16 protein-coding genes and 1 tRNA gene are annotated in these 22,605 nt (G+C 43.1%); 2 read left to right on the forward strand and 15 right to left on the reverse strand.

What is annotated here, in order from left to right:
- From H5163_RS15685 to H5163_RS15745, 13 genes are all read right to left on the reverse strand, one after another.
- Nucleotides 1-161: GTP-binding protein (locus H5163_RS15685; protein WP_246175643.1), on the reverse strand; the 161-nt coding region annotated here is incomplete at its 3' end.
- A gap of 63 nt (nt 162-224) precedes the next feature.
- Nucleotides 225-2,339, reverse strand: a complete 2,115-nt coding sequence (gene fusA, locus H5163_RS15690) for an elongation factor G (RefSeq protein ID WP_145238305.1) — start codon at nt 2,337-2,339, stop codon at nt 225-227.
- Nucleotides 2,340-2,366: 27 nt separating this feature from the next.
- Nucleotides 2,367-2,837 carry a 30S ribosomal protein S7 gene (gene rpsG, locus H5163_RS15695; protein WP_054206871.1) on the reverse strand — a complete coding sequence of 157 codons (471 nt, stop codon included), beginning with the start codon at nt 2,835-2,837 and terminating at the stop codon, nt 2,367-2,369.
- A gap of 97 nt (nt 2,838-2,934) precedes the next feature.
- The gene (rpsL, locus tag H5163_RS15700) at nt 2,935-3,309 is read right to left on the reverse strand and encodes a 30S ribosomal protein S12 (protein ID WP_002958885.1); all 375 of its coding nucleotides are present in this window, start codon (nt 3,307-3,309) and stop codon (nt 2,935-2,937) included.
- A gap of 194 nt (nt 3,310-3,503) precedes the next feature.
- The gene (gene rpoC, locus H5163_RS15705) at nt 3,504-7,679 is read right to left on the reverse strand and encodes a DNA-directed RNA polymerase subunit beta' (RefSeq protein ID WP_145238302.1); all 4,176 of its coding nucleotides are present in this window, start codon (nt 7,677-7,679) and stop codon (nt 3,504-3,506) included.
- 103 nt (nt 7,680-7,782) lie between these two features.
- Nucleotides 7,783-11,808 (reverse strand): DNA-directed RNA polymerase subunit beta, encoded by a 4,026-nt coding sequence (gene rpoB, locus H5163_RS15710; RefSeq protein WP_145238299.1) that lies wholly within the window; start codon nt 11,806-11,808, stop codon nt 7,783-7,785.
- Between the two features lie 271 nt (nt 11,809-12,079).
- Nucleotides 12,080-12,442, reverse strand: a complete 363-nt coding sequence (gene rplL / locus H5163_RS15715; protein ID WP_064668694.1) for a 50S ribosomal protein L7/L12 — start codon at nt 12,440-12,442, stop codon at nt 12,080-12,082.
- A 76-nt stretch (nt 12,443-12,518) separates the two neighbouring features.
- Nucleotides 12,519-13,013, reverse strand: coding sequence for a 50S ribosomal protein L10 (rplJ, locus tag H5163_RS15720; protein WP_145238296.1), 495 nt, complete (start codon nt 13,011-13,013; stop codon nt 12,519-12,521).
- A gap of 322 nt (nt 13,014-13,335) precedes the next feature.
- Nucleotides 13,336-14,040 carry a 50S ribosomal protein L1 gene (rplA, locus tag H5163_RS15725; RefSeq protein ID WP_145238292.1) on the reverse strand — a complete coding sequence of 235 codons (705 nt, stop codon included), beginning with the start codon at nt 14,038-14,040 and terminating at the stop codon, nt 13,336-13,338.
- A gap of 4 nt (nt 14,041-14,044) precedes the next feature.
- A complete protein-coding gene (gene rplK / locus H5163_RS15730) occupies nt 14,045-14,473 on the reverse strand; it encodes a 50S ribosomal protein L11 (RefSeq protein ID WP_008108462.1) in 429 nt (142 codons plus the stop codon).
- A gap of 216 nt (nt 14,474-14,689) precedes the next feature.
- On the reverse strand, nt 14,690-15,247 hold the full coding sequence (nusG, locus tag H5163_RS15735) for a transcription termination/antitermination protein NusG (RefSeq protein WP_145238289.1): 558 nt from the start codon (nt 15,245-15,247) through the stop codon (nt 14,690-14,692).
- Between the two features lie 4 nt (nt 15,248-15,251).
- Complete coding sequence (secE, locus tag H5163_RS15740; RefSeq protein WP_182732022.1) at nt 15,252-15,629, reverse strand: preprotein translocase subunit SecE; 378 nt, start codon at nt 15,627-15,629, stop codon at nt 15,252-15,254.
- Between the two features lie 132 nt (nt 15,630-15,761).
- A tRNA-Trp gene (locus H5163_RS15745) sits at nt 15,762-15,838 on the reverse strand.
- A gap of 165 nt (nt 15,839-16,003) precedes the next feature.
- Between H5163_RS15745 and H5163_RS15750 the strand changes: the two genes are divergently transcribed.
- Complete coding sequence (locus H5163_RS15750) at nt 16,004-19,993, forward strand: two-component regulator propeller domain-containing protein (RefSeq protein ID WP_310736652.1); 3,990 nt, start codon at nt 16,004-16,006, stop codon at nt 19,991-19,993.
- Nucleotides 19,994-20,113: 120 nt separating this feature from the next.
- Nucleotides 20,114-21,250 carry a CsgG/HfaB family protein gene (locus H5163_RS15755; RefSeq protein ID WP_182735507.1) on the forward strand — a complete coding sequence of 379 codons (1,137 nt, stop codon included), beginning with the start codon at nt 20,114-20,116 and terminating at the stop codon, nt 21,248-21,250.
- 58 nt (nt 21,251-21,308) lie between these two features.
- Here H5163_RS15755 and H5163_RS15760 read toward each other — a convergent pair whose 3' ends face one another.
- Nucleotides 21,309-21,809, reverse strand: coding sequence for a hypothetical protein (locus tag H5163_RS15760; RefSeq protein ID WP_145238280.1), 501 nt, complete (start codon nt 21,807-21,809; stop codon nt 21,309-21,311).
- Nucleotides 21,796-22,545, reverse strand: coding sequence for a deoxyribose-phosphate aldolase (gene deoC / locus H5163_RS15765; protein ID WP_182735508.1), 750 nt, complete (start codon nt 22,543-22,545; stop codon nt 21,796-21,798). Before deoC ends, H5163_RS15760 begins: the two co-directional genes overlap by 14 nt.
- Nucleotides 22,546-22,605: the final 60 nt, after the last annotated feature.

Consider the following 22,605-nt stretch of genomic DNA (forward strand, 5'->3'; position numbering starts at 1 on the left):
GGAGCGTTATCGATTGATGCGAAATCTTTAGCAACACCGCCGTATACTTTTGCAAGTACGTTAGTGATTGCTGCAGTTAGGGTAGTTTTACCGTGGTCAACGTGGCCGATTGTACCTACGTTTACATGCGGTTTTACGCGTTCAAACTTTGCTTTTGCCATCTTAAAAAATTCCTATAAAGAAATTAAAGGTTCAGTCCACTGTGGACCAAACCGAGCTAAAAATTACTTAACAGCGCGAGCTGTAATTATTGTGTCCGCAACATGTTTCGAGGCTTCTGCGTACTTCAAAAACTCCATAGAGTATGAGGCACGGCCTTGTGTTGCAGATCGTAGATCAGTAGCATAACCAAACATTTCAGAAAGCGGAACCTGGGCGTTAATTAATTTAAGTCCACCTAGCGCATCTTCCATGCCTTCGATCATGCCGCGGCGACGGTTTAAGTCACCAACTACATCACCCATGTTTGCTTCAGGAGTGAGTACTTCAACCTTCATCATTGGCTCTAATAGTACAGGGTCTGCTTGTAGCGCACCTTGTTTCATTGCCAGTGAACCCGCTATTTTAAATGCCATTTCATTCGAATCTACATCATGGAATGAACCATCATATAAAGTCGCTTTCACACCAAGTAATGGGTAGCCTGCCAGCACACCTTGAGACATTTGCTCTTGGATGCCTTTGTCTACCGCAGGGATGTATTCTTTTGGAACGGAGCCACCTACGGTTTCGTTAACGAACTCGTAAATTGGGGCTTCATCATCCGAAATATCCATCGGTTCAAGTTTAAGCCAGACATGACCATATTGACCACGTCCACCTGATTGACGTATGAATTTACCCTCAACTTTAACAGTTGAACGAATAGCTTCACGGTAAGAAACCTGCGGCTTACCAACGTTACATTCAACACTGAATTCACGTTTCATACGGTCGACAATGATATCAAGGTGAAGTTCACCCATACCAGAAATAATAGTCTGGCCTGATTCTTCGTCAGTTTGTACGCGAAAAGATGGATCTTCTGCCGCTAGTTTACCTAGCGCGATACCCATCTTATCTTGGTCAGCGATTGTGCGAGGCTCAACCGCAACAGAGATAACTGGTTCAGGGAATTCCATACGCTCAAGCGTAATAATAGAATTCGGATCACACAGTGTTTCACCTGTTGTTACGTCTTTGAGACCAATAGCCGCCGCAATATCACCTGCGTAGACTTCTTTGATCTCTTCACGTGAGTTTGAATGCATCTGAACGATACGGCCAAGACGCTCACGCTTACATTTTACTGGGTTGTATACCGCGTCACCCTGTTTAACAGTACCAGAGTAAACACGGAAGAAAGTTAAAGTACCAACGAACGGGTCTGTTGCAATCTTAAAAGCAAGTGCAGCAAACGGTGCGTTGTCATTAGCTGGACGTTCTTCCTCAGTACCATCTTCAAGGATACCTTGAATTTGTTTCACTTGTGTTGGTGCAGGCATATATTCAATAACGCCATCAAGCACAGCTTGAACGCCTTTATTTTTAAATGCACTACCACATGTGACTGGGACGATTTCGTTAGCCAATGTACGCTGACGCAAAGCATTTTTAATTTCTGCTTCGCTCAGGTCTTCACCTTCCAAATACTTATCCATTAGTTCTTCAGATGCTTCAGCGGCGCTTTCAACTAAGTTTGAGCGCCATTCTTCAGCTAAATCTTGAAGTTCTGCCGGTATTGCCTCATAGGTGAAAGTCATTCCCTGGTCTTCATCATTCCAGTTAATCATTTTCATTTTTATGAGGTCAATAACACCTTTAAAGTCGTCTTCAGCGCCTACTGGTAGCTGAATTGGAACAGGCGTTGCTCCAAGACGAGATTTCACCTGGCCAACAACCGTTAAGAAGTCAGCGCCCGTGCGATCCATTTTATTTACGAAGATCATTCTCGGAACTTCGTATTTGTTCGCTTGACGCCAAACTGTCTCAGTTTGCGGCTGTACACCAGATGAAGCACAAAGCACAACTACCGCACCATCAAGTACACGTAAAGAACGTTCTACTTCAATAGTGAAATCCACGTGCCCTGGAGTATCAATTATATTGATACGATGAGCGTCAAATTGCGCGTCCATCCCTTTCCAGAAACACGTTGTTGCAGCAGAAGTGATTGTGATACCACGCTCTTGTTCCTGCTCCATCCAGTCCATAGTTGCGGCGCCATCATGTACTTCACCGATCTTATGAGAAAGACCTGTGTAGAACAGAACACGTTCTGTTGTGGTGGTTTTGCCTGCATCTACGTGAGCAACAATACCGATATTGCGGTAGCGCTCAAGTGGAGTTGTACGTGCCATAAAATCCTCTTAAAGGTTAAGGACAGATTACCAACGGTAATGTGCGAATGCTTTATTCGCTTCAGCCATACGGTGAACGTCTTCACGTTTCTTAACCGCAGTGCCTTTGTTGTCAGAAGCGTCAACAAGTTCTTGAGCTAAACGTAAGCCCATAGATTTCTCGCCACGCTTACGTGCAGCGTCTACTAACCAACGCATACCTAATGCGTTGCGACGTACTGGACGTACTTCTACTGGTACTTGATACGTTGAACCACCAACACGGCGAGATTTAACCTCAACCTGTGGACGGATGTTTTCAAGTGCAGTTTCAAAGATTTCAAGGTGCGATTTGCCTGATTTCTCAGCAGCCACATCTAGCGCACCGTAAACGATTTTTTCAGCAGTAGATTTCTTGCCGTCTAACATTACGATGTTAACGAATTTTGCAAGAAGTTCCGATCCGAACTTAGGATCTGGAAGAATTTTACGTTGACCTATTACGCGTCTTCTAGGCATTTTGTATCTCCGGTTTATTCAGGTTTGCTCTTTCGAGTCAATCACCCAAAACAATAATTAAAAATATTTAGTGCTTGGCCTTACTAACGGAATACAATTAGCCTTTAGGGCGTTTTGCACCGTATTTAGAACGAGCTTGACGACGGTCGCTAACGCCTGCACAGTCAAGTGCACCACGAACAGTGTGAAAACGCACACCTGGTAAATCTTTAACACGACCACCACGGATTAGGATTACACTATGCTCTTGAAGGTTATGACCTTCACCACCAATGTATGAAGTTACTTCGAAACCGTTAGTTAAACGTACACGAGCTACTTTACGTAACGCCGAGTTTGGTTTCTTAGGTGTAGTTGTATATACGCGAGTACATACACCGCGCTTTTGCGGACACGCTTTAAGCGCAGCTGAGTTACTTTTCGTAACCTTGCTACGACGTGGCTTACGCACTAGCTGGTTAATAGTTGCCATTTAAATAGCTCCTGAAATTAAAATTACTACTGAAAAAATAAAAAAATCCGCCCTTTATTTACAAGCTCGTACCAAACGTGCAGGTAAATGGGTGGCGGAATTTTAATGAGCAAAGATTGAGCTGTCAACCTAAACCGTTAGCAAGGCAGTAGATAACTGCCTTGCAAAAACCTAATCTATTGATTAAGTTAGATTTATTGATTTCCAGATAAATCCGCGTTTAAAGCATCAGTTAGCGCTTGAGTTGCCTCTTCTGCACTTACTGTTTGCTCTTCAACTACAACTTTGCTCTGCTTACGACGAGCCATACGTTCTTGATGATACGCAAAACCGGTACCGGCTGGGATCAAACGACCCACAATTACGTTTTCTTTCAGACCGCGAAGTTCATCGCTCTTACCATTTACAGCGGCTTCAGTTAGGACACGAGTTGTCTCCTGGAACGAGGCTGCCGAGATGAAAGATTCTGTGGCTAGTGATGCTTTAGTGATACCCATTAATTGGATTTCATATTTAGCAGGTAACTTGCCTTGAGCTTCTAAGTCGCGGTTTGCGATATTAACGCGTGCCACTTCAATTTGCTCACCGGCTAAGAATTCACTATGGCCGCCGTCAAGGATCGTACACTTACGGATCATTTGACGGATAATTGTTTCAATGTGCTTGTCATTGATCTTAACGCCTTGCAAACGGTAAACCTCTTGCACTTCGTTAACGATATAGTTAGCAACATGAGTCACACCACGTAGGCGTAAGATGTCATGTGGTGATTCAGGACCATCGGCGATAACTTCACCTTTAGACACTTGCTCACCCTCAAACACGTTAAGTTGACGCCACTTAGGGATCATTTCTTCGTAATGATCGCCTTCAGCTGGAGTAATAACTAAACGCTTCTTACCTTTAGTCTCTTTACCGAAGCTAATCGTACCGGTGATCTCAGCTAAGATAGCTGGCTCTTTCGGTTTACGCGCTTCAAATAAGTCGGCTACGCGTGGTAGACCACCCGTGATATCACGAGTTTTCGAACCTTCCTGCGGAATACGTGCTAACACGTCACCAGGGTTTGCCGTTACACCGTCTGTTACTTCAATCGTAGTGTATGAAGGAAGACGAGTTTCTTGCAGACCGCGCTCTTCACTTTCGATGATAAGCTTCGGCTCTTTCGCATTTATCTTAGCAAGATCTTTAACAACTACACGGGTTAAACCAGTTAGTTCATCAGTCTGTGCTTCAGTGTTTGAGTCATCGATATCGCTGAACGATACTTTTGACTTATGCTCAAGAACGATTGGGTGACTATGCGGGTCCCAAGTAGCAACGATGTCGTTACCTTGAACTTCCGTATTGTCTTGTACTGTTAATACCGCACCGTAAGGTACTTTATAACGCTCTTTCTCACGACCATGGCTATCGATGATAGTGATTTCAGTAGAACGAGAGGTAATAACAATCTTACCGTCAGTGTTTAATACATATTTTGCGTTATGAAGCTTCAATGTACCGTTAGTTTTAACTTGTACATTGTTTTCAGCAGACGCTCTTGATGCTGCACCACCGATGTGGAAAGTACGCATCGTAAGCTGTGTACCCGGCTCACCGATTGATTGTGCCGCGATAACACCTACTGATTCACCCGCGTTGATGATATGACCACGTGCAAGGTCACGACCGTAACACTTAGCACATACACCAAAGTCGTTATCACAGGTGATAACTGAACGTACGCGAACTTCATCTACTGAGTGCTCTTCTAAAAGATCACACAGTTTTTCGTCAAGCATGATATTACGCTCTACTAGTACTGTATTAGTACCAGGGATCACAATATCTTCAGCAACAACACGACCAAGTACACGTTCGCGAAGTGCTTCTACAACGTCACCACCTTCAATAAGCGGTTTCATTGTTAAGCCATCTTCTGTGCCACAATCGTCTTCGTTGATTACCAAATCTTGTGCAACGTCTACTAGACGACGCGTTAGGTAACCCGAGTTCGCTGTTTTCAGTGCTGTATCGGCAAGACCTTTACGCGCACCATGCGTTGAGATGAAGTACTGAAGTACGTTTAGACCTTCACGGAAGTTAGCGGTGATTGGCGTCTCGATGATTGAACCATCTGGACGTGCCATTAGACCACGCATACCTGCTAGCTGACGGATCTGAGCGGCACTACCACGAGCACCAGAGTCGGCCATCATAAACACTGAGTTAAATGACGGTTGCTCTTCTTCTTCACCTTGGGCATTGATAACCGTGTCTTTTGACAAGTTGGCCATCATTTCACGTGATAAGTTTTCATTTACACGTGACCAGATATCGATAACTTTATTGTACTTTTCACCAGCCGTTACAAGACCTGATTGGAATTGTTGGTTGATTTCAGTTACTTCAGCTTCAGCTGCTTCGATAATTGATGCTTTGATCGGTGGGATAACTAAGTCATCGATACCGATTGAAACACCTGACTTCATTGCGTAGTGGAAACCGGTATACATAACTTGGTCAGCAAAGATAACTGTATCTTTAAGACCAAGACGACGGTAACACTCGTTTAATAAGCCAGAAATTTGTTTCTTACCTAGGGCCTGATTGATTGACGAAAACGGCATGCCTTTTGGTAAAATAAGAGACAAAATTGCACGACCAACAGTTGTATCGATAACAGTTACAGTGTCTTCTACTACACCATTTTCGTTTTTAACTGATTCGCTAATACGTACTTTCACGCGAGCGTGAAGGTCTGCATTACCGCTGCGGTATGCTTTTTCTGCTTCTTTTGGATCTTTTAAGATCGCGCCTTCGCCTTTCGCGTTGATGCGGTCACGGGTCATATAATATAGACCCAATACAACGTCCTGTGATGGAACGATGATTGGCTCACCATTCGCAGGAGATAGGATGTTGTTTGTTGACATCATCAATGCACGAGCTTCAAGCTGCGCTTCAATCGTTAGCGGTACGTGTACCGCCATTTGGTCACCATCGAAGTCGGCGTTGTAGGCCGCACATACTAATGGATGCAAATGGATTGCTTTACCTTCGATAAGCACAGGTTCAAACGCTTGGATACCCAAACGGTGAAGTGTTGGTGCACGGTTAAGTAATACTGGATGTTCACGAATTACTTCGTCTAATACATCCCATACTTCCGGAACTTCACGCTCTACCATTTTCTTAGCAGCTTTGATTGTCGTAGCCATGCCGCGACGCTCTAATTTGCCATAGATAAATGGTTTGAATAGCTCAAGTGCCATCTTCTTAGGAAGACCACATTGGTGAAGCTTAAGTGTAGGACCAACTGTGATTACAGAACGGCCTGAATAATCTACACGCTTACCAAGTAAGTTCTGACGGAAACGACCTTGCTTACCCTTGATCATATCAGCAAGAGATTTAAGCGGACGCTTGTTAGAACCTGTAATTGCACGACCACGACGACCGTTATCAAGTAGCGCATCAACCGCTTCTTGTAACATACGTTTTTCGTTGCGTACGATAATATCCGGTGCAGCTAAATCTAGTAGACGTTTAAGACGGTTATTACGGTTAATAACACGACGGTAAAGGTCATTTAGATCAGAAGTCGCAAAACGGCCACCATCAAGTGGTACTAATGGACGTAGATCAGGTGGCAATACTGGCAGTACTGTCATGATCATCCACTCAGGGTTATTACCTGATTGGTGGAACGATTCCATTAATTTAAGACGTTTAGTGATCTTCTTACGCTTAGTTTCAGAGTTAATTGTTGGTAACTCTTCACGCATTTCAGCAATTAATTGCGCAAGATCGAGTTCACGAAGCAAGTCTAATACTGCTTCCGCACCCATCTTCGCTTCAAACTCATCACCGTGCTCTTCTAGTGCATCTAGGTATTCTTCTTCACCTAATAGCTGACTACGCTCAAGCGTCGTCATGCCAGGCTCAGTTACTACGAATGATTCGAAGTAAAGAACACGTTCAATATCACGAAGCGTCATATCAAGCATTAAGCCGATACGTGACGGTAATGATTTTAAAAACCATATATGTGCAACTGGGCTCGCAAGGTCGATGTGACCCATACGATCGCGACGCACTTTAGTGAGTGTTACTTCAACGCCACACTTTTCACAGATCACACCACGGTGTTTAAGACGCTTATATTTACCACATAAGCATTCATAATCTTTCACTGGACCGAAAATACGGGCACAGAATAAGCCATCGCGCTCAGGCTTGAAAGTACGGTAGTTAATAGTCTCAGGTTTCTTTACTTCACCGTATGACCATGAACGAACCATGTCTGGTGAAGCAAGACCAATGCGAATTGCATCGAATTCTTCGGTCTTATTTTGTTGCTTCAGAAACTTAAGTAAGTCTTTCACCTTAGCTCTCCTGTCGGAGTTAATCTTGAGGACGGATGATTTCGTCCCTACATTCTATTCGGCCGTAACAGATGCTGCAGGCTAGCTGCAGCATCTAATTGGCTTAATTTTCTTCCAACTCGATGTTGATACCCAGTGAGCGGATTTCTTTCAACAATACGTTGAACGATTCTGGCATACCTGGTTCCATTTTATGGTTACCATCAACGATGTTTTTATACATCTTAGTACGACCGTTCACGTCATCCGATTTCACTGTTAACATTTCTTGTAGAGTGTAAGCGGCACCGTATGCTTCTAGTGCCCATACTTCCATCTCACCGAAACGCTGGCCACCGAACTGTGCTTTACCACCCAGCGGCTGCTGAGTAACAAGGCTATAAGAACCAGTAGAACGCGCATGCATTTTGTCATCAACTAAGTGATTCAGTTTCAGCATGTACATGTAACCAACAGTTACTTGACGTTCAAACTGATCGCCAGTACGGCCATCATAAAGTGTAACCTGACCACTACGAGGGTAGCCAGCTAGCTCAAGCATGTCTTTGATTTCGCTTTCTTTCGCGCCATCAAATGCAGGAGTAGCGATTGGTAAACCACCTTTTAAGTTTTCAGCCAAACGACGAATTTCGTCATCTGTGAAGCTAGCAATGTCTACGAACTGACGAGATTCACCAATTTCGTATGCTTGCTTGATGAAGTCACGTAGCTCATGAAGCTCACGTTGTTCTTTCATCATTTCTTCAATACGCTCACCAATACCACGAGCAGCTAGACCCATATGTGTTTCAAGGATCTGACCGATGTTCATACGTGATGGTACACCCAGCGGGTTAAGTACGATATCAACAGTACGACCTTTATCATCGTATGGCATATCTTCTACTGGTACGATAGTCGAGATAACACCTTTGTTACCGTGACGACCCGCCATTTTATCACCTGGTTGGATACGACGTTTAACAGCTAGGTATACTTTAACAATCTTAAGTACGCCTGGTGCTAAGTCATCACCTTGGGTAATTTTACGACGTTTGTTTTCAAACTTTTTATCGTATTCAGCTTTTAGCTCATCGTACTGGGCTGCTAGTTGCTCAAGTTCAGCTTGCTTATCTTCTTCAGCAAGGCTTTGAGTTAGTAGCTTCTCAGCATTCAATGACGCTAATCTATCTTCATCTTGACCGGCTGCGATAAGTAACTTACGAGCACGATCTAACACGCCTGCTTCAAGAATACGGAATTCTTCGTTAAAGTCTTTTTTCGCGTCACGAAGTTGCATTTCTTCAACTTCTAGCGCGCGCTTGTCTTTTTCAACACCATCACGGGTGAAGACTTGCACGTCAATTACAGTACCTGTTACAGAGTTTGGTACACGTAATGAGCTGTCTTTAACGTCAGACGCTTTCTCACCAAAGATAGCTCGTAGTAGCTTCTCTTCAGGAGTTAATTGCGTTTCGCCTTTCGGAGTCACTTTACCTACTAGGATATCGCCGCCTTTAACTTCAGCACCGATATAAACAACACCTGATTCATCAAGCTTGCCTAGTGCAGATTCACCCACATTCGGGATATCTGCAGTGATCTCTTCAGGACCTAACTTAGTATCACGGGCAACACACTGTAGTTCTTGAATATGGATAGTCGTTAGACGATCTTCTTCAACTACGCGCTCTGATAGTAAGATTGAATCCTCGAAGTTATAACCGTTCCATGGCATGAATGCCACGCGCAAGTTTTGACCAAGGGCTAAGTCACCTAAGTCAGTCGAAGGACCATCTGCTAACACGTCACCACGAGTAACCGGTTCGCCAACCATACAAGTTGGTTTTTGGTTAATACATGTGTTTTGGTTAGAACGTGTGTATTTGGTTAAGTTGTAGATGTCGATGCCCGCTTCACCAGGGATGCGTTCTTCTTCATGTACATTAACAACGATGCGACTTGCGTCAGCATACATTACTTCACCACCACGTTTAGCAACAATCGTTACACCAGAATCTTTCGCTAGTGTTAACTCAATACCAGTACCTACTAACGGTTTGTCCGCTTTCAATGTTGGTACTGCTTGACGTTGCATGTTTGAACCCATCAATGCACGGTTAGCATCATCGTGTTCTAGGAACGGGATAAGTGCTGCCGCTACAGAGATCACCTGTTGTGGTGATACATCCATATATTGCTGGTCCATGCGACCCATAAAGGTAGATTCACCTTTGTGACGACATGGGATTAATTCATCAACAAACTCATTGGTTTCAGTTAAGTTTGAGTTCGCCTGTGCGATAACAAACTGACCTTCTTCAATGGCTGATAAGTAATCAACTTCATCAGTTACTACACCGTCTACCACTTTGCGGTAAGGTGTTTCTAAGAAACCATAGTCATTGGTACGTGCGTACGTAGACAATGAGTTAATTAGACCGATGTTTGGACCCTCAGGAGTCTCGATTGGACATACGCGACCATAGTGAGTTACGTGAACGTCACGTACTTCAAAGCCAGCGCGTTCACGTGTAAGACCGCCCGGCCCTAATGCAGAAATACGACGTTTGTGCGTCACTTCTGATAGCGGGTTATTTTGGTCCATGAACTGTGATAACTGAGACGAACCAAAGAACTCTTTAACTGCTGCCGAAATAGGCTTAGCGTTAATAAGATCTTGTGGCATGATCGCATCTAGGTCACCTAAGCTTAAACGCTCACGTACCGCACGCTCTACACGTACTAAACCTACACGGAACTGATTCTCAGCCATTTCGCCAACACTACGAATACGACGGTTGCCTAAGTGGTCGATATCATCAACATCGCCTTGACCGTTACGAATAGAAATTAATACTTTCATAACAGACACGATGTCTTCTTTGCTTAATGTGCCTGGGCCTGTGTCAGTGTCATAACCAACACGGCTATTGAACTTCATACGACCTACAGTAGATAAGTCATAACGTTCTTCAGAGAAGAACAAGTTCTCAAATAAGGCTTCAGCCGCGTCTTTCGTCGGTGGCTCGCCTGGGCGCATCATGCGATAAATTTCTACTAGTGCTTCTAAGCGGTTAGTGCTTGAATCAATACGTAACGTATCAGAAATATATGCACCGCTGTCCACTTCATTGATATATAGAGTATCAATTTTAGTGTGACCTGCTTTAACCAATTCAGCCATTAACTCTAAAGTTAATTCATCATTCGCGTTTGCAATCACTTCACCCGTTGACTCATCAACGTAGTTTCTAGCAATTACACGGCCAATGATATACTCATGGGGTACTTCTAAATGGCTAATGCCTTTTTTCTCAATGCTCTTGATATGACGCGCTGTTACACGACGGCCAGACTCAACGAACACTTCACCGTCTTCACTTTTTATATCAAAGGCAGCGGTTTCACCACGTAAACGTGATGGCACAAGTTCCATAAGAACTTTACCGTCAGTTACTTCAAACGCAGTGGTTTCGAAGAAGATGTTTAAGATCTCTTCTGTCGTGTACTCAAGTGCACGCAACATGATTGACGCCGGTAATTTACGACGACGGTCAATACGTACATATAAGTTATCTTTTGCATCAAACTCAAAATCTAACCATGAACCACGGTATGGGATAACACGTGCGTTATAAAGCACTTTACCTGATGAGTGAGTTTTACCGCGGTCGTTATCAAAGAATACACCAGGGCTACGGTGTAGCTGAGAAACGATAACACGCTCTGTACCATTGATTACAAAAGTACCGGTATCGGTCATGAGCGGAATTTCGCCCATGTAAACTTCTTGCTCTTTAATGTCTTTAACTGTGCCTGGCGCTTCTTTATCCATCACCACAAGGCGTAGTTTTACGCGAAGTGGAGCAGAATAAGTCACACCGCGAATTTGACATTCTTTTACATCGAAAACTGGCTCACCAATACGATAACTTACGTATTGAAGCTCAGAATTTCCCGAGTAGCTTTTGATTGGGAACACAGAACGGAAGGCAGCTTCCAAACCATGATCGCCATCAGCGTCCGGCACTAAGAATTTTTTAAACGATTCTAACTGCGTTGACAGTAAGAAAGGTATATCCAAAACTTGTGGACGTTTACCAAAATCCTTACGGATACGTTTCTTTTCAGAATAAGAGTAAGCCATGGGGTTCCTCAGCTTGCTGATCTTTGACCCGACCTGTTCTTGTAAGAACAGACTTAACTGGCATCTAAGCCAAGATTGTACAACATTTAATTGTTGTTCCAATTAACTCCCACTTTAACACTAGCAAACTATAAAGCGTTGAAAGTAAAGAGAAAATTAGATTTTATTTGAGCTATAGGAATACATCGCTCTATAGCGCAAAAAGGCCGGTGATTAAATAATCACCAGCCCTTGCCTGATTTCTCAGACAGCGAACTTAGCAAAAGCTAAATTACTTAACCTCAACTTCAGCACCAGCTTCAGTAAGGTCTTTAGCAAGAGCTTCAGCTTCTTCTTTAGATACACCTTCTTTAACAGGTGTAGGAGCAGCTTCAACAAGAGCTTTCGCTTCTTTAAGGCCTAGGCCAGTTGCGCTACGAACAGCTTTGATTGCCGCAACTTTATTAGCGCCAGCGCCAGTAAGGATTACGTCAAATTCTGTTTTCTCTTCAGCAGCTTCAGCAGCAGGACCTGCTACCATAGCAGCTGCAGCAGTTACGCCGAATTTTTCTTCCATTGCTTCAACAAGAGCAACAACGTCCATTACTGACATTTCAGCAATTGCGTCAAGGATTTGGTCTTTAGTTACAGACATTACAAATTTCCTAATAATTAACGGACTCTAGGTCCAAAAAAATTTTACACCGAAAGATTGATTAAACAGCTTAAAATTAAGCAGCTTGCTCTTCTTTCTGTACACGTACTGCTTCAATTGTTTTACACAATTTGCCAGCAGACGCTTCTTTCATAGCGCTCATTAAGCGTGCAACAGCTTCGTCGTATGTAGGTAATGTAGCAAGCATTGCTGCATCAACAACATTTCCTTCAAAAGCGGCCGTTTTAAGCTCAAATTTCTCGTTCTTCTTTGCAAAAGCAGAAAAGATACGCGCAGCAGCACCTGGGTGCTCTGATGAGAAAGCGATTAAGCTTGGACCAACAAATGAATCAGAAAGGCACTCAAACTGTGTTCCTTCAAGAGCACGTTTTGCTAAAGTGTTACGGACAACTTTCATCCAAACACCATTTGCACGAGCTTCTTTACGAAGGGCAGTGATTGCGCCAACTGTTACACCACGAGAATCTGCAACAACTGCAGATAGAGCACCATTGGCTGCTTCGTTGACTTCAGCAACAATTGCTTTTTTGCCTTGAAGATTTAAAGCCATGGGTGTTACTCCTGGTTTAATGGGTTACCGTACATCGGCTTCCCTGTTCTACTCTTCCCTACCAAACAAGATAGAGATGCTTTTTACGGCGAGAGCCAGAAGATTAGGAAAAATCTATCTGGGGATTCACACCGTCTACGTAGGTGAATATTAAGGCCGAAGCCACCTACGGTCTTGGACGGAAGCCCAATTTATCGTTTTGCCCGAAGGCGCACCGAAATTATGGACTTCAACCCGAATTCTTTACTTGTTGAGAAAACAAAATTTCTCAACAAAATGGCGCAAAATTATAGTATAAATTTCACGCCATGTAAACACTCAATTAAACAACAGTTGTTGTTAAAGTGCTTTGGTCAACAGAAACACCTGCGCCCATTGTTGTAGAGATGGTTACTTTCTTAACGTAAACACCTTTTGCTTGTGAAGGCTTAGCCTTCTTAAGCGCAACAATTAGCGACTCAAGGTTTTGTTGAAGTTGCTCAACTGTGAAATCAACCTTACCAATAGTAGTATGGATGATACCATTTTTGTCATTGCGGTAACGCACTTGACCAGCTTTAGCATTTTTAACTGCTTCTGCAACGTTAGGTGTTACAGTACCAGTTTTAGGGTTTGGCATTAGACCACGTGGGCCTAAGATTTGACCTAGTTGACCAACAACACGCATAGCGTCTGGTGATGCAACAACAACGTCAAAGTTCATCTCGCCTTTCTTAACTAGCTCAGCAAGATCTTCCATACCTACTAGTTCAGCACCAGCTTCTTTCGCAGCTTCTGCGTTAGCGCCTTGTGTGAACACTGCAACGCGAACGTCACGACCAGTACCGTTAGGTAGTACAGTTGCACCACGAACGTTTTGGTCAGATTTACGAGCATCGATACCAAGGTTAACAGCAACGTCAACACTTTCTACGAATTTAGCTGTCGCTAACTCTTTTAAAAGAGCAACTGCTTCGGTGATTTCGTAATCTTTAGTCGCTTCCACTTTTTCGCGGATAGTACGCATACGTTTAGTTAATTTAGCCATTATCTTAGTCCTCTACGTTCAAGCCCATCGCACGCGCAGAACCTGCGATAGTGCGAACCGCAGCTTCTAAATCAGAAGCTGTAAGGTCAGGTTTCTTTGTCTCAACGATTTCTTCAAGTTGAGCACGAGTTACTGTGCCTACTTTTTCAGTGTTAGGACGGCCTGAACCAGATTTGATACCTGCAGCTTTCTTAAGTAAGTAAGCAGCCGGTGGCGTTTTCATGTCGAACGTAAATGAACGGTCGCCGTAAACAGAGATCACTACAGGAACTGGAGCGCCTTTTTCGATAGATTCTGTACGTGCGTTGAACGCTTTACAGAATTCCATGATGTTTACACCGTGTTGACCTAGTGCTGGACCTACTGGAGGACTAGGGTTAGCCATACCAGCAGCAACTTGTAGCTTGATTAGAGCTTCAACTTTCTTAGCCATTATAAATACCTCATTAGGTGGGTCTTAGCCTTGTGCGCGCGAGGACGCGTACTCTAGCGGCTTCCCAGTTTAAAAATTGGTTTCTCACTTTTCTGTATACAAACCAAGAAATGCTTACTTTGAATACAAAAAGGCCGCTGATTATAAGTTAATCAGCGGCCTTTTTCAAGCTTTATACCAAACAATATATTTTTTGGTATAAATCAGTTAATTTGTTTATCTATCTTGCTCAACTTGACCAAATTCAAGTTCAACAGGAGTAGAACGACCAAAGATAAGTACCGATACTTTTACGCGGCTCTTTTCATAGTCAACAGCTTCAACCACACCACTGAAATCAGCAAATGGGCCGTCAACAACACGTACCACTTCACCTGGTTCAAATAACGTTGCAGGCTTAGGCGCTTCAGCGTTTTCTTGTAAGCGGTTAAGAATGCGATCAGCTTCTTTAGCGCTAATTGGTGCTGGACGATCAGACGTACCACCGATAAAGCCCATAACACGCGCGGTGCTATTTACTAAATGCCAGCTTTTATCGTTCATATCCATTTGGATAAGTACATAACCTGGGAAGAATTTGCGCTCAGATTTACGCTTTTGACCAGCGCGCATCTCAACCACTTCTTCCGTAGGTACTAATACTTCACCAAAGCTATCTTCCAAACCTTCGATCTTGATATGCTCAAGAATAGTTTGTGCAACACGCTTCTCATAACCTGAGAAAGCCTGTACTACGTACCAACGTAGTTTCTTTTCGTTGTTCTCATCCGACATGGGATCAGATCTCCAATCCAGTTAAAAAGCCTACTGCGCGGAATAAAATGCCATCTAATCCCCAAAGGATAAGTGCCATAATCGCAGTTGCAACCATTACAATAAATGTCGTATGGGTAGTTTCTTGGCGCGTAGGCCACACTACTTTACGTACTTCGATGCGTGCTTCTTTTGCAAAAGCAAGGAAGGTACGCCCTTTTTCAGTTTGTGATGCAATCCCCAAACCAGCGGCAACAGCAACAACAACACTAATAGCACGTAATAACACAGACTGATCTGCGTACATATAATTACCAACTACTGCGCCTGCAAGTAGCGCAATTGCCACAAGCCACTTTACTGAATCCATCGCACTTGATGGAGTTTCTACATTCGTGCTCATAATATTATTACCTTAACTACAGACACAACAACCCTACACTATGGCAGGGTTAATCCATTAAAATCCAAACTTAAAAACAGACTTATTTAAACCGATTTTTAACCTCAGACTTTACCCACAAACAGGATAAAATGGCAGGGGCGGAGAGACTCGAACTCCCAACCATCGGTTTTGGAGACCGCTGTTCTACCAATTGGAACTACGCCCCTGCAAAGTGGATGCCTATTATACTTACGCAATTCATTAACACAAGTGTAAAAGATGCCCATAAGTCAAAATCTCATCACTAGATTGAAAAATCCATCTTAACATTGATTAAAAAGCAGTTTATGATTGTTTCAATTCAAGGGATATTACTACGCACGAGGAAGCACGTGCTAACAATAAAAACAACTATCTATACGGCCATTATTGGTTTTTTATGGCTATTTCATAACAGCGCGCTGGCACTGTCTTTACATTTAGACTCCTTCTCTAATGAACAGGGTTTAACGCAAAACTCTGTCACTTGCAGCATAACTGATCGCCGTGGTTTTCATTGGTTCGCCACCCAAGGTGGGCTCAACCGTTTTGATGGTTATGAATTTAAACGCTTTAAGTCTCATCCAACCCAGCCAAGTCTATCGAGTAATTGGATCACCGACTGTGTTACCACTGACAATAATCTGCTGTGGTTTTCTACAGCTACACAAGGGCTAAACGCCCTAAATACAGACACCGGTACATTCACTCATTTTAACCGTAGCAGTCCATTAGCGATTAAAGATAACCGCATTTGGTCAATGCTTACTGATCAACACAATAATTTATGGTTAGGCCATGAAGATGGTAACTTAACTCGCCTAAATGTAGCCGAGCATGAAACTGCCTACTTTACCTACTCGCCAAACACCCAAGGTAGTATTATTTTTCAGGATATGGTGATTGATGCTAAGCAAAATTTATGGCTGGCCAGTAATGAAGGATTAATAAAATTTGATACAAAAACAGCTAAATTTAGCCACTTTTCAGCAAGTAAAAAGCAACTATGGCGCCTAAAACTCACGCCACAAGGGCAGCTACTGATTGCCAGTAAAACAGGGCTTAGTGTCTTTGATTTAGAAAGTGAACAGTTTAATGATATAAAACAACTAGATGGTATATGGATAAGCGATATTTTAATCGATAATAACGAGCATCTTTGGCTTAGCAGCTACGGCCAAGGCTTATATTATAATCCCAACTATCAAACAACTCTGACAAGCTTTAGCCAATTTAAACACCTTCCACAGCAACGTCATGGGCTTGTTAATGATTACTTACTGTCTTTGTATCAAGACCAGCAAGGTATTCTGTGGATAGGCACTGATGGTTATGGGTTACAACGCTACGATATGCGCCAAAATCAATTTAATCATCAACAACACAGCGATGACCCTAACAGTATTAGCCATGATTTTATCCGGGCCTTACTTAAAGATTCGCAAGGGCAATTATGGGTCGGTACCCGCAACGGGTTAAATAGACAAACAAAAGACGGCTTTGTGCGCTATCACGTCGATACCAGCAACCTTACCAACAACAATATATTCAGCCTTCATGAAGATAGCCAACAGCGTATTTGGATTGGCACCTATGGTGGCGGTTTATTGCGTTATAACCGCGAAAGCGATGACTTTACATCATTCACAGTGCAAAGCCACCAGCTCAGCAGCAATAACATTTATGCGATCACCAGCGATCGGAACGGCAACTTATGGTTGGGAAGCAATCAAGGTTTAAGTCTGTTTAACCCAGATAACTTGACCATTGAGCATTTTAAGCACTCGGAACAACACAATAGTATATCGAACAACACCGTATTTAGCCTCGTTTACGATAACGTTGCTAATGCAATTTGGGCTGGTACTCGAGTTGGCTTAAATAAACTCACCCTCAACAACAATGAATTTAGCCATTATCAAGCCGATCAAACAAACCCAAATAGCTTAAGTCATAACATGGTTACCGCCCTTCATCTGCAAGATGACAATACACTGTGGGTGGGTACTTTTGGAGGCTTAAATAAACTGAATAAAACAACGGCAGAGATAACCCGAATCACCGAGCATGATGGCCTGCTAAACGATAATATTTTTGCCATTAAACAGGATGCCAAAGGTTACCTGTGGCTGGCAAGCAACCAAGGTTTAACACGTTATCAGCCCAGCTCTGAAAATATGCAGCATTTTTTACCCCGTGATGGCGTGCAACATAATTCATTTATTCTCGGCGCGGCTTATCAAGCGCAGAGCGGTGAACTATTTTTTGGCGGGATCAACGGCTTTAATCAATTTGATCCGCTTAAGCTACAGCTGGCAGCTACAACTCCAGAGCCTGTGTTAACCGAATTACTAATTAACAATCAAGCGATAGCCACTGCCCCATATACTAAGCACGAGACTCAAGCTGCGAAATTAATTAGCTATATACAAACACTCTCCTTTAACAAAGGTGTCGGCGTGATCGGCTTTAAGTTCTCAGCATTACATAGCCCGTCGGCACCTCAACAATATCAATATGCATACAAACTCGCTGGTTTTGATAAGCAATTTCTATATACCAACGCACAACAACGACAAATAAACTACCCGCAACTGCCCGCAGGCGACTATCAGCTGCAACTAAAAGTAAAAGATCAGTATGGCCAATGGAGCAATGCTAAAGCTATGCTCGATTTCACGGTGGTGCCGCCGTGGTGGCAAAGTCGCCTTGCCTATGCCGGTTATGTTCTTCTCACAGGGGTTATTATTTGGCTTATTGCGGCCTCGCTATACCGCGCCAAGCTGGCCGAACAAACAAGTAATCAAGCCCGTGAACTGAATCGCTTAAAAAGTCAGTTTTTAGATAATATTAGCCATGAATTAAAAACGCCTCTGAGTTTAATACTCGCGCCACTTGAAAGCTTGCAGCTAAACCATAAAGATCAAGCTAGCCAAAAACAATTATCGATGATCAAACGCAATAGCCTACGTTTGCTGACCTTAATAAATCAACTATTACAGCTAAGCCAACGCCCCAGCTGCGCTATACATTACGTTTCGCCCTATCCTTTAGCACCATTTATAAAGCAGCTGGTTGCTGACTTCACGGTGCTGTTTGAACAAAAAGGTATTCACGTAACAATGACAGATCTCAGCCAAGGCTCTTGCTGCATAGCCCTTGAGCCAGAACATGCAACGTCAATTATTACCAACTTAGTTAGTAATGCCCTCAAATATACCCACTCAGGCGGTCAAGTTGAGATTAGCTTATCAGTGCATAATGACATGGCTCATATCGCGATTGTTGACACCGGTATTGGCATCGAAAAACACCAACAAGGCATTATTTTTGAACGCTTTACGCGTGTTGCAGCACAAAATCAAAACGGCAGTGGAATTGGCCTTGCTTTAGTTAAACAATTGCTAGAGCAATACGGCGGGCAGATTTCACTAACAAGTGAAGTAGGTAAAGGCAGTTGTTTTACTGTATCTCTGCCTTTGACTGAAGCAGAGCATGGCGCAACTTCGCTAGCAGCACCAGTAAATGAAGCAACCCGCCTCAGCAATTCGCAAAAGCTACTGATTGTTGAAGATAACGACGAAATGCGCGAACTACTGCTGACTTTGTTTGCTACTGAGTACCACTGCTTAAGTGCTATTAACGGCGAACAAGGCTTAGCCATCTGCCAAACAGAAATGCCAGATCTAGTGATCAGCGATGTGATGATGCCTTGCATGGACGGTTATCAATTACTTAATGCGCTACGCACAAATAACATTACCAGCCATATACCAGTGTTATTATTGTCAGCAAAAGCCGATACACAAAGCAGACTAAAAGGCCTTGATTTACTAGCAGATGATTTTTTAAGTAAACCATTTGAGCCGCAATTACTGCTCAGTAGAGTACAAGGGTTACTGAGTATTCGTGCAGTCCTTAATCGGCACTTAGCAAAGCAGCTTGCGGCTCATGCTCCGCCGCTGGTACTCGATCAGCAGCTTACACAAAGTAAAGATTACCAATTTACCGAACGCCTGAAAAACATCATCCGTGATAACTATCACAACGAAGCGTTTAGTATTGAAGAATTCGCTGCAGGATTATATTTAAGCCCACGTGCCTTACAACTGAAAATGAAAGCACTCTACAATTTAACTCCCAGTGATTATATTCGTAATACTCGTTTAGAGTATGCTGAAAAGTTACTTAGCGACAGCGATCTGAGCATAGGTTTAATTGCTGAAAAAGTCGGCTTTAGCTCACAAAGTTACTTTGCTCGCTGCTTTAAGGCAAAGCATAACGTTTCGCCCAAGCAGTTTAGGGAAAATACCAACCTGAATGCAAAAACTTCGCCTGTGTGACCAAAGTGTTCGCCTCAGTACTATTTTTAACCTTATGATTTCTTTAAATTAACTTTAAAACAATTTGTAGAATAAAAACCTTCACTGTTTCTATTTGGCACATTAATTAAGGAAAATCATATGCTCACAACAACTAAAAAAGTACTGTTGGCAACCCTCGTTGCTAGCAGTCTTAGCGCTTGCCAAAGTACCTCGACCAAGGTCACTTCAAACCAAGATTCACCAAACATTAATGAAATCGCCCAACAACAATATAATGGTCCAAAAGCGCGTATTGCCGTGGCACGCTTTACCGATAAATCGAATGACTCTCATTGGTGGCGAAAAGAAATAGGTGAAGGCATGGCCGACCAACTCACCACAGCTTTGGTAGGCACCAATCGCTTTATCGTACTTGAACGCCAAGCGTTAGATGCAGTGTTATCTGAGCAAGATCTAGCGGCTTCAGGTCGTGTTAGCGCAGCATCAGGCGCAGCTTACGGTGAAATTGAAGGAGCCGAAATAGTTGTGGTAGCAGCGGTAACTGAATTTGATGACGACAGCTCAGGTGCCAGTGTTGGTACTGGCGGTTTTATAGGTGATGTGTTTAGCTCAGTATCGGCAGGTTTTTCAGGCTCGCATATGGCGATTGATTTGCGCCTTATCGATACTCGCACCTCACGTATTTTAGCAGCCACCAGCGTCGAAGGAGGTAGCAAAGATTTTGATTTTACCAGTGCGGCAACTAATTTTGGCGGTGCATTAGTCGGTGGTAATTTAAGTGGCTGGTCAAACACCCCTAAAGAAAAAGCGCTCCGCGAAGTGATAATCAAAGCCGTTGAGTTTTTACAAACTAAAGTCCCAGCCACTTACTATCGCTATAACAGCAATAATACCTTAGCATCAGGATACACTGCACCACCACCGCTTACTACCACGGCAGCCAAGTCAAAAGCCGCTGCTCCAGTAGCAAAAGTCGATGTTCCTACGCATAGAATGCCGCATTATGAAAAGATGGATTTAGCCATGTCTCGCATGAATCTAGTCTGTTTAGGTTATTTAAAAAACCAACCCAATTATGAAGAATTTGAAACTGAAGATGTTAAATACGACCGTCAAACAGTCATTGCACTGCGTGAATACCAACAAGAGAAACAATTAAAAGTGACTGGACTTGCAGACGAAGCAACCAAAAAGTCACTCGATGAAAGTCAATGTATTGCCAAAACCAATAAGTCAGGGCTTGAGAGCTTAGGTAGTATGTTTAAAATTAACTAACCAAAGATCAGGTTATTTAGCAGCCAGTTTATTCTTGGCTGCTATACCATCTATATACTTAGAACAGCTGTAACAGCTCGCCCTGATAAAAATCACAAAGCAACCAAATTTGTTGAAAAGGATGGGTAAGCGGTATCGTTATATTCTGTAACTCAGCGTCAAAATCCGCTTTATGCCAAATGGTGCTGGCGTTACGAATAAGCAGCCATGTTTGCTCTGATTGATAGTGCTTTTTTCCTTTTTGTTCTAATAACCGCTGCAGTGCACAGTGCAGCCGCTGCTCACTTGGTTGCATTGCCATATCAGCAAGATCTCGTTGCATGCTTATAGATAAAGGCCTGCCGAGTACTGCCATGGCTTCGGTTTCGCTGGCATATAAATGTGCTATTTCAATATCAAGCTTCTGTTCATTACGATAGCAACTGATATCTGGTTTACTCGGCTGATTATGCCAAATATGGCGCATTGGAATACCAAAGCGATGTTCATAGCAACGCAAGAACAACTTGCCTGCATCATGCTCAAGTTGTAATTTTTCTTGCTCACTATGACGCGTCATTAAGTACCGCATATACATCAGCTAACAGGCTTGATGCACCAAATCTAAATGTTGACGGATTCAAATAACTTTCTCCCATAATATCAGTCGCTAGCTGTAAGTAATTACTTGCATCCATAACCGTTTTCACGCCACCTGCAGCTTTAAAACCGACTACACGCGACGACTTTTTAATCGTACTTAACATCACATCGGTTGCTTCAAGAGTGGCATTTGTAGCTACTTTGCCGGTGCTGGTTTTAACAAAGTCAGCACCACCGGCAATTGCTATTTCTGTCGCCAGTGTTATCAACTGCGCTGTTTTTAGTGCGCCGGATTCTATAATTACTTTCAATTGTACGTGTTCAGGACAACACTCTTTACTGGCACGCACATATTCTAGCGCTGTAGCTTCGTCCCCCGCGATTAAGGCTTGATACGGTAACACCAAATCAATTTCATCTGCGCCACGCTCTATTGCGATTAATGTTTCATTAATTACTTCACTTAGCTCACTGTTGCCTGAGGGAAAGTTAGTTACTGTGGCGACTTTTACATAACTAAGCTCACGCTCAGCTAAAGCAAGCTTGGCGTCATCAACAAACTCACTATAAACACACACTGCAGCCGGAATACCTAGGTTGGGCTTAATACTAGCCACCAAGGCCTGTATTGTTGCCGCGCTATCATTACTATTTAAACTGGTTAAATCCATTAATTGCACGGCCAATGCCGCATCAGTTAGTTGCGTTGTCATAAATCCACCAAGTAAGTTCATGTATTAGCAATAGTACCAAATTTAACTATTCTCGCTATA

The organism is Pseudoalteromonas sp. SG44-8, from assembly GCF_014164125.1.
Taxonomy (GTDB): domain Bacteria; phylum Pseudomonadota; class Gammaproteobacteria; order Enterobacterales; family Alteromonadaceae; genus Pseudoalteromonas; species Pseudoalteromonas rhizosphaerae.

Coding starts and splice junctions, on each gene's coding strand:
- fusA (WP_145238305.1), bottom strand. CDS start 2,339: ATGGCACGTACAACTCCACTTGAGCGCTACCGCAATATCGGTATTGTT.
- rpsG (WP_054206871.1), bottom strand. CDS start 2,837: ATGCCTAGAAGACGCGTAATAGGTCAACGTAAAATTCTTCCAGATCCT.
- rpsL (WP_002958885.1), bottom strand. CDS start 3,309: ATGGCAACTATTAACCAGCTAGTGCGTAAGCCACGTCGTAGCAAGGTT.
- rpoB (WP_145238299.1), bottom strand. CDS start 11,808: ATGGCTTACTCTTATTCTGAAAAGAAACGTATCCGTAAGGATTTTGGT.
- rplL (WP_064668694.1), bottom strand. CDS start 12,442: ATGTCTGTAACTAAAGACCAAATCCTTGACGCAATTGCTGAAATGTCA.
- rplJ (WP_145238296.1), bottom strand. CDS start 13,013: ATGGCTTTAAATCTTCAAGGCAAAAAAGCAATTGTTGCTGAAGTCAAC.
- rplA (WP_145238292.1), bottom strand. CDS start 14,040: ATGGCTAAATTAACTAAACGTATGCGTACTATCCGCGAAAAAGTGGAA.
- rplK (WP_008108462.1), bottom strand. CDS start 14,473: ATGGCTAAGAAAGTTGAAGCTCTAATCAAGCTACAAGTTGCTGCTGGT.
- nusG (WP_145238289.1), bottom strand. CDS start 15,247: ATGTCGGATGAGAACAACGAAAAGAAACTACGTTGGTACGTAGTACAG.
- secE (WP_182732022.1), bottom strand. CDS start 15,629: ATGAGCACGAATGTAGAAACTCCATCAAGTGCGATGGATTCAGTAAAG.
- H5163_RS15755 (WP_182735507.1), top strand. CDS start 20,114: ATGCTCACAACAACTAAAAAAGTACTGTTGGCAACCCTCGTTGCTAGC.
- H5163_RS15760 (WP_145238280.1), bottom strand. CDS start 21,809: ATGACGCGTCATAGTGAGCAAGAAAAATTACAACTTGAGCATGATGCA.
- deoC (WP_182735508.1), bottom strand. CDS start 22,545: ATGACAACGCAACTAACTGATGCGGCATTGGCCGTGCAATTAATGGAT.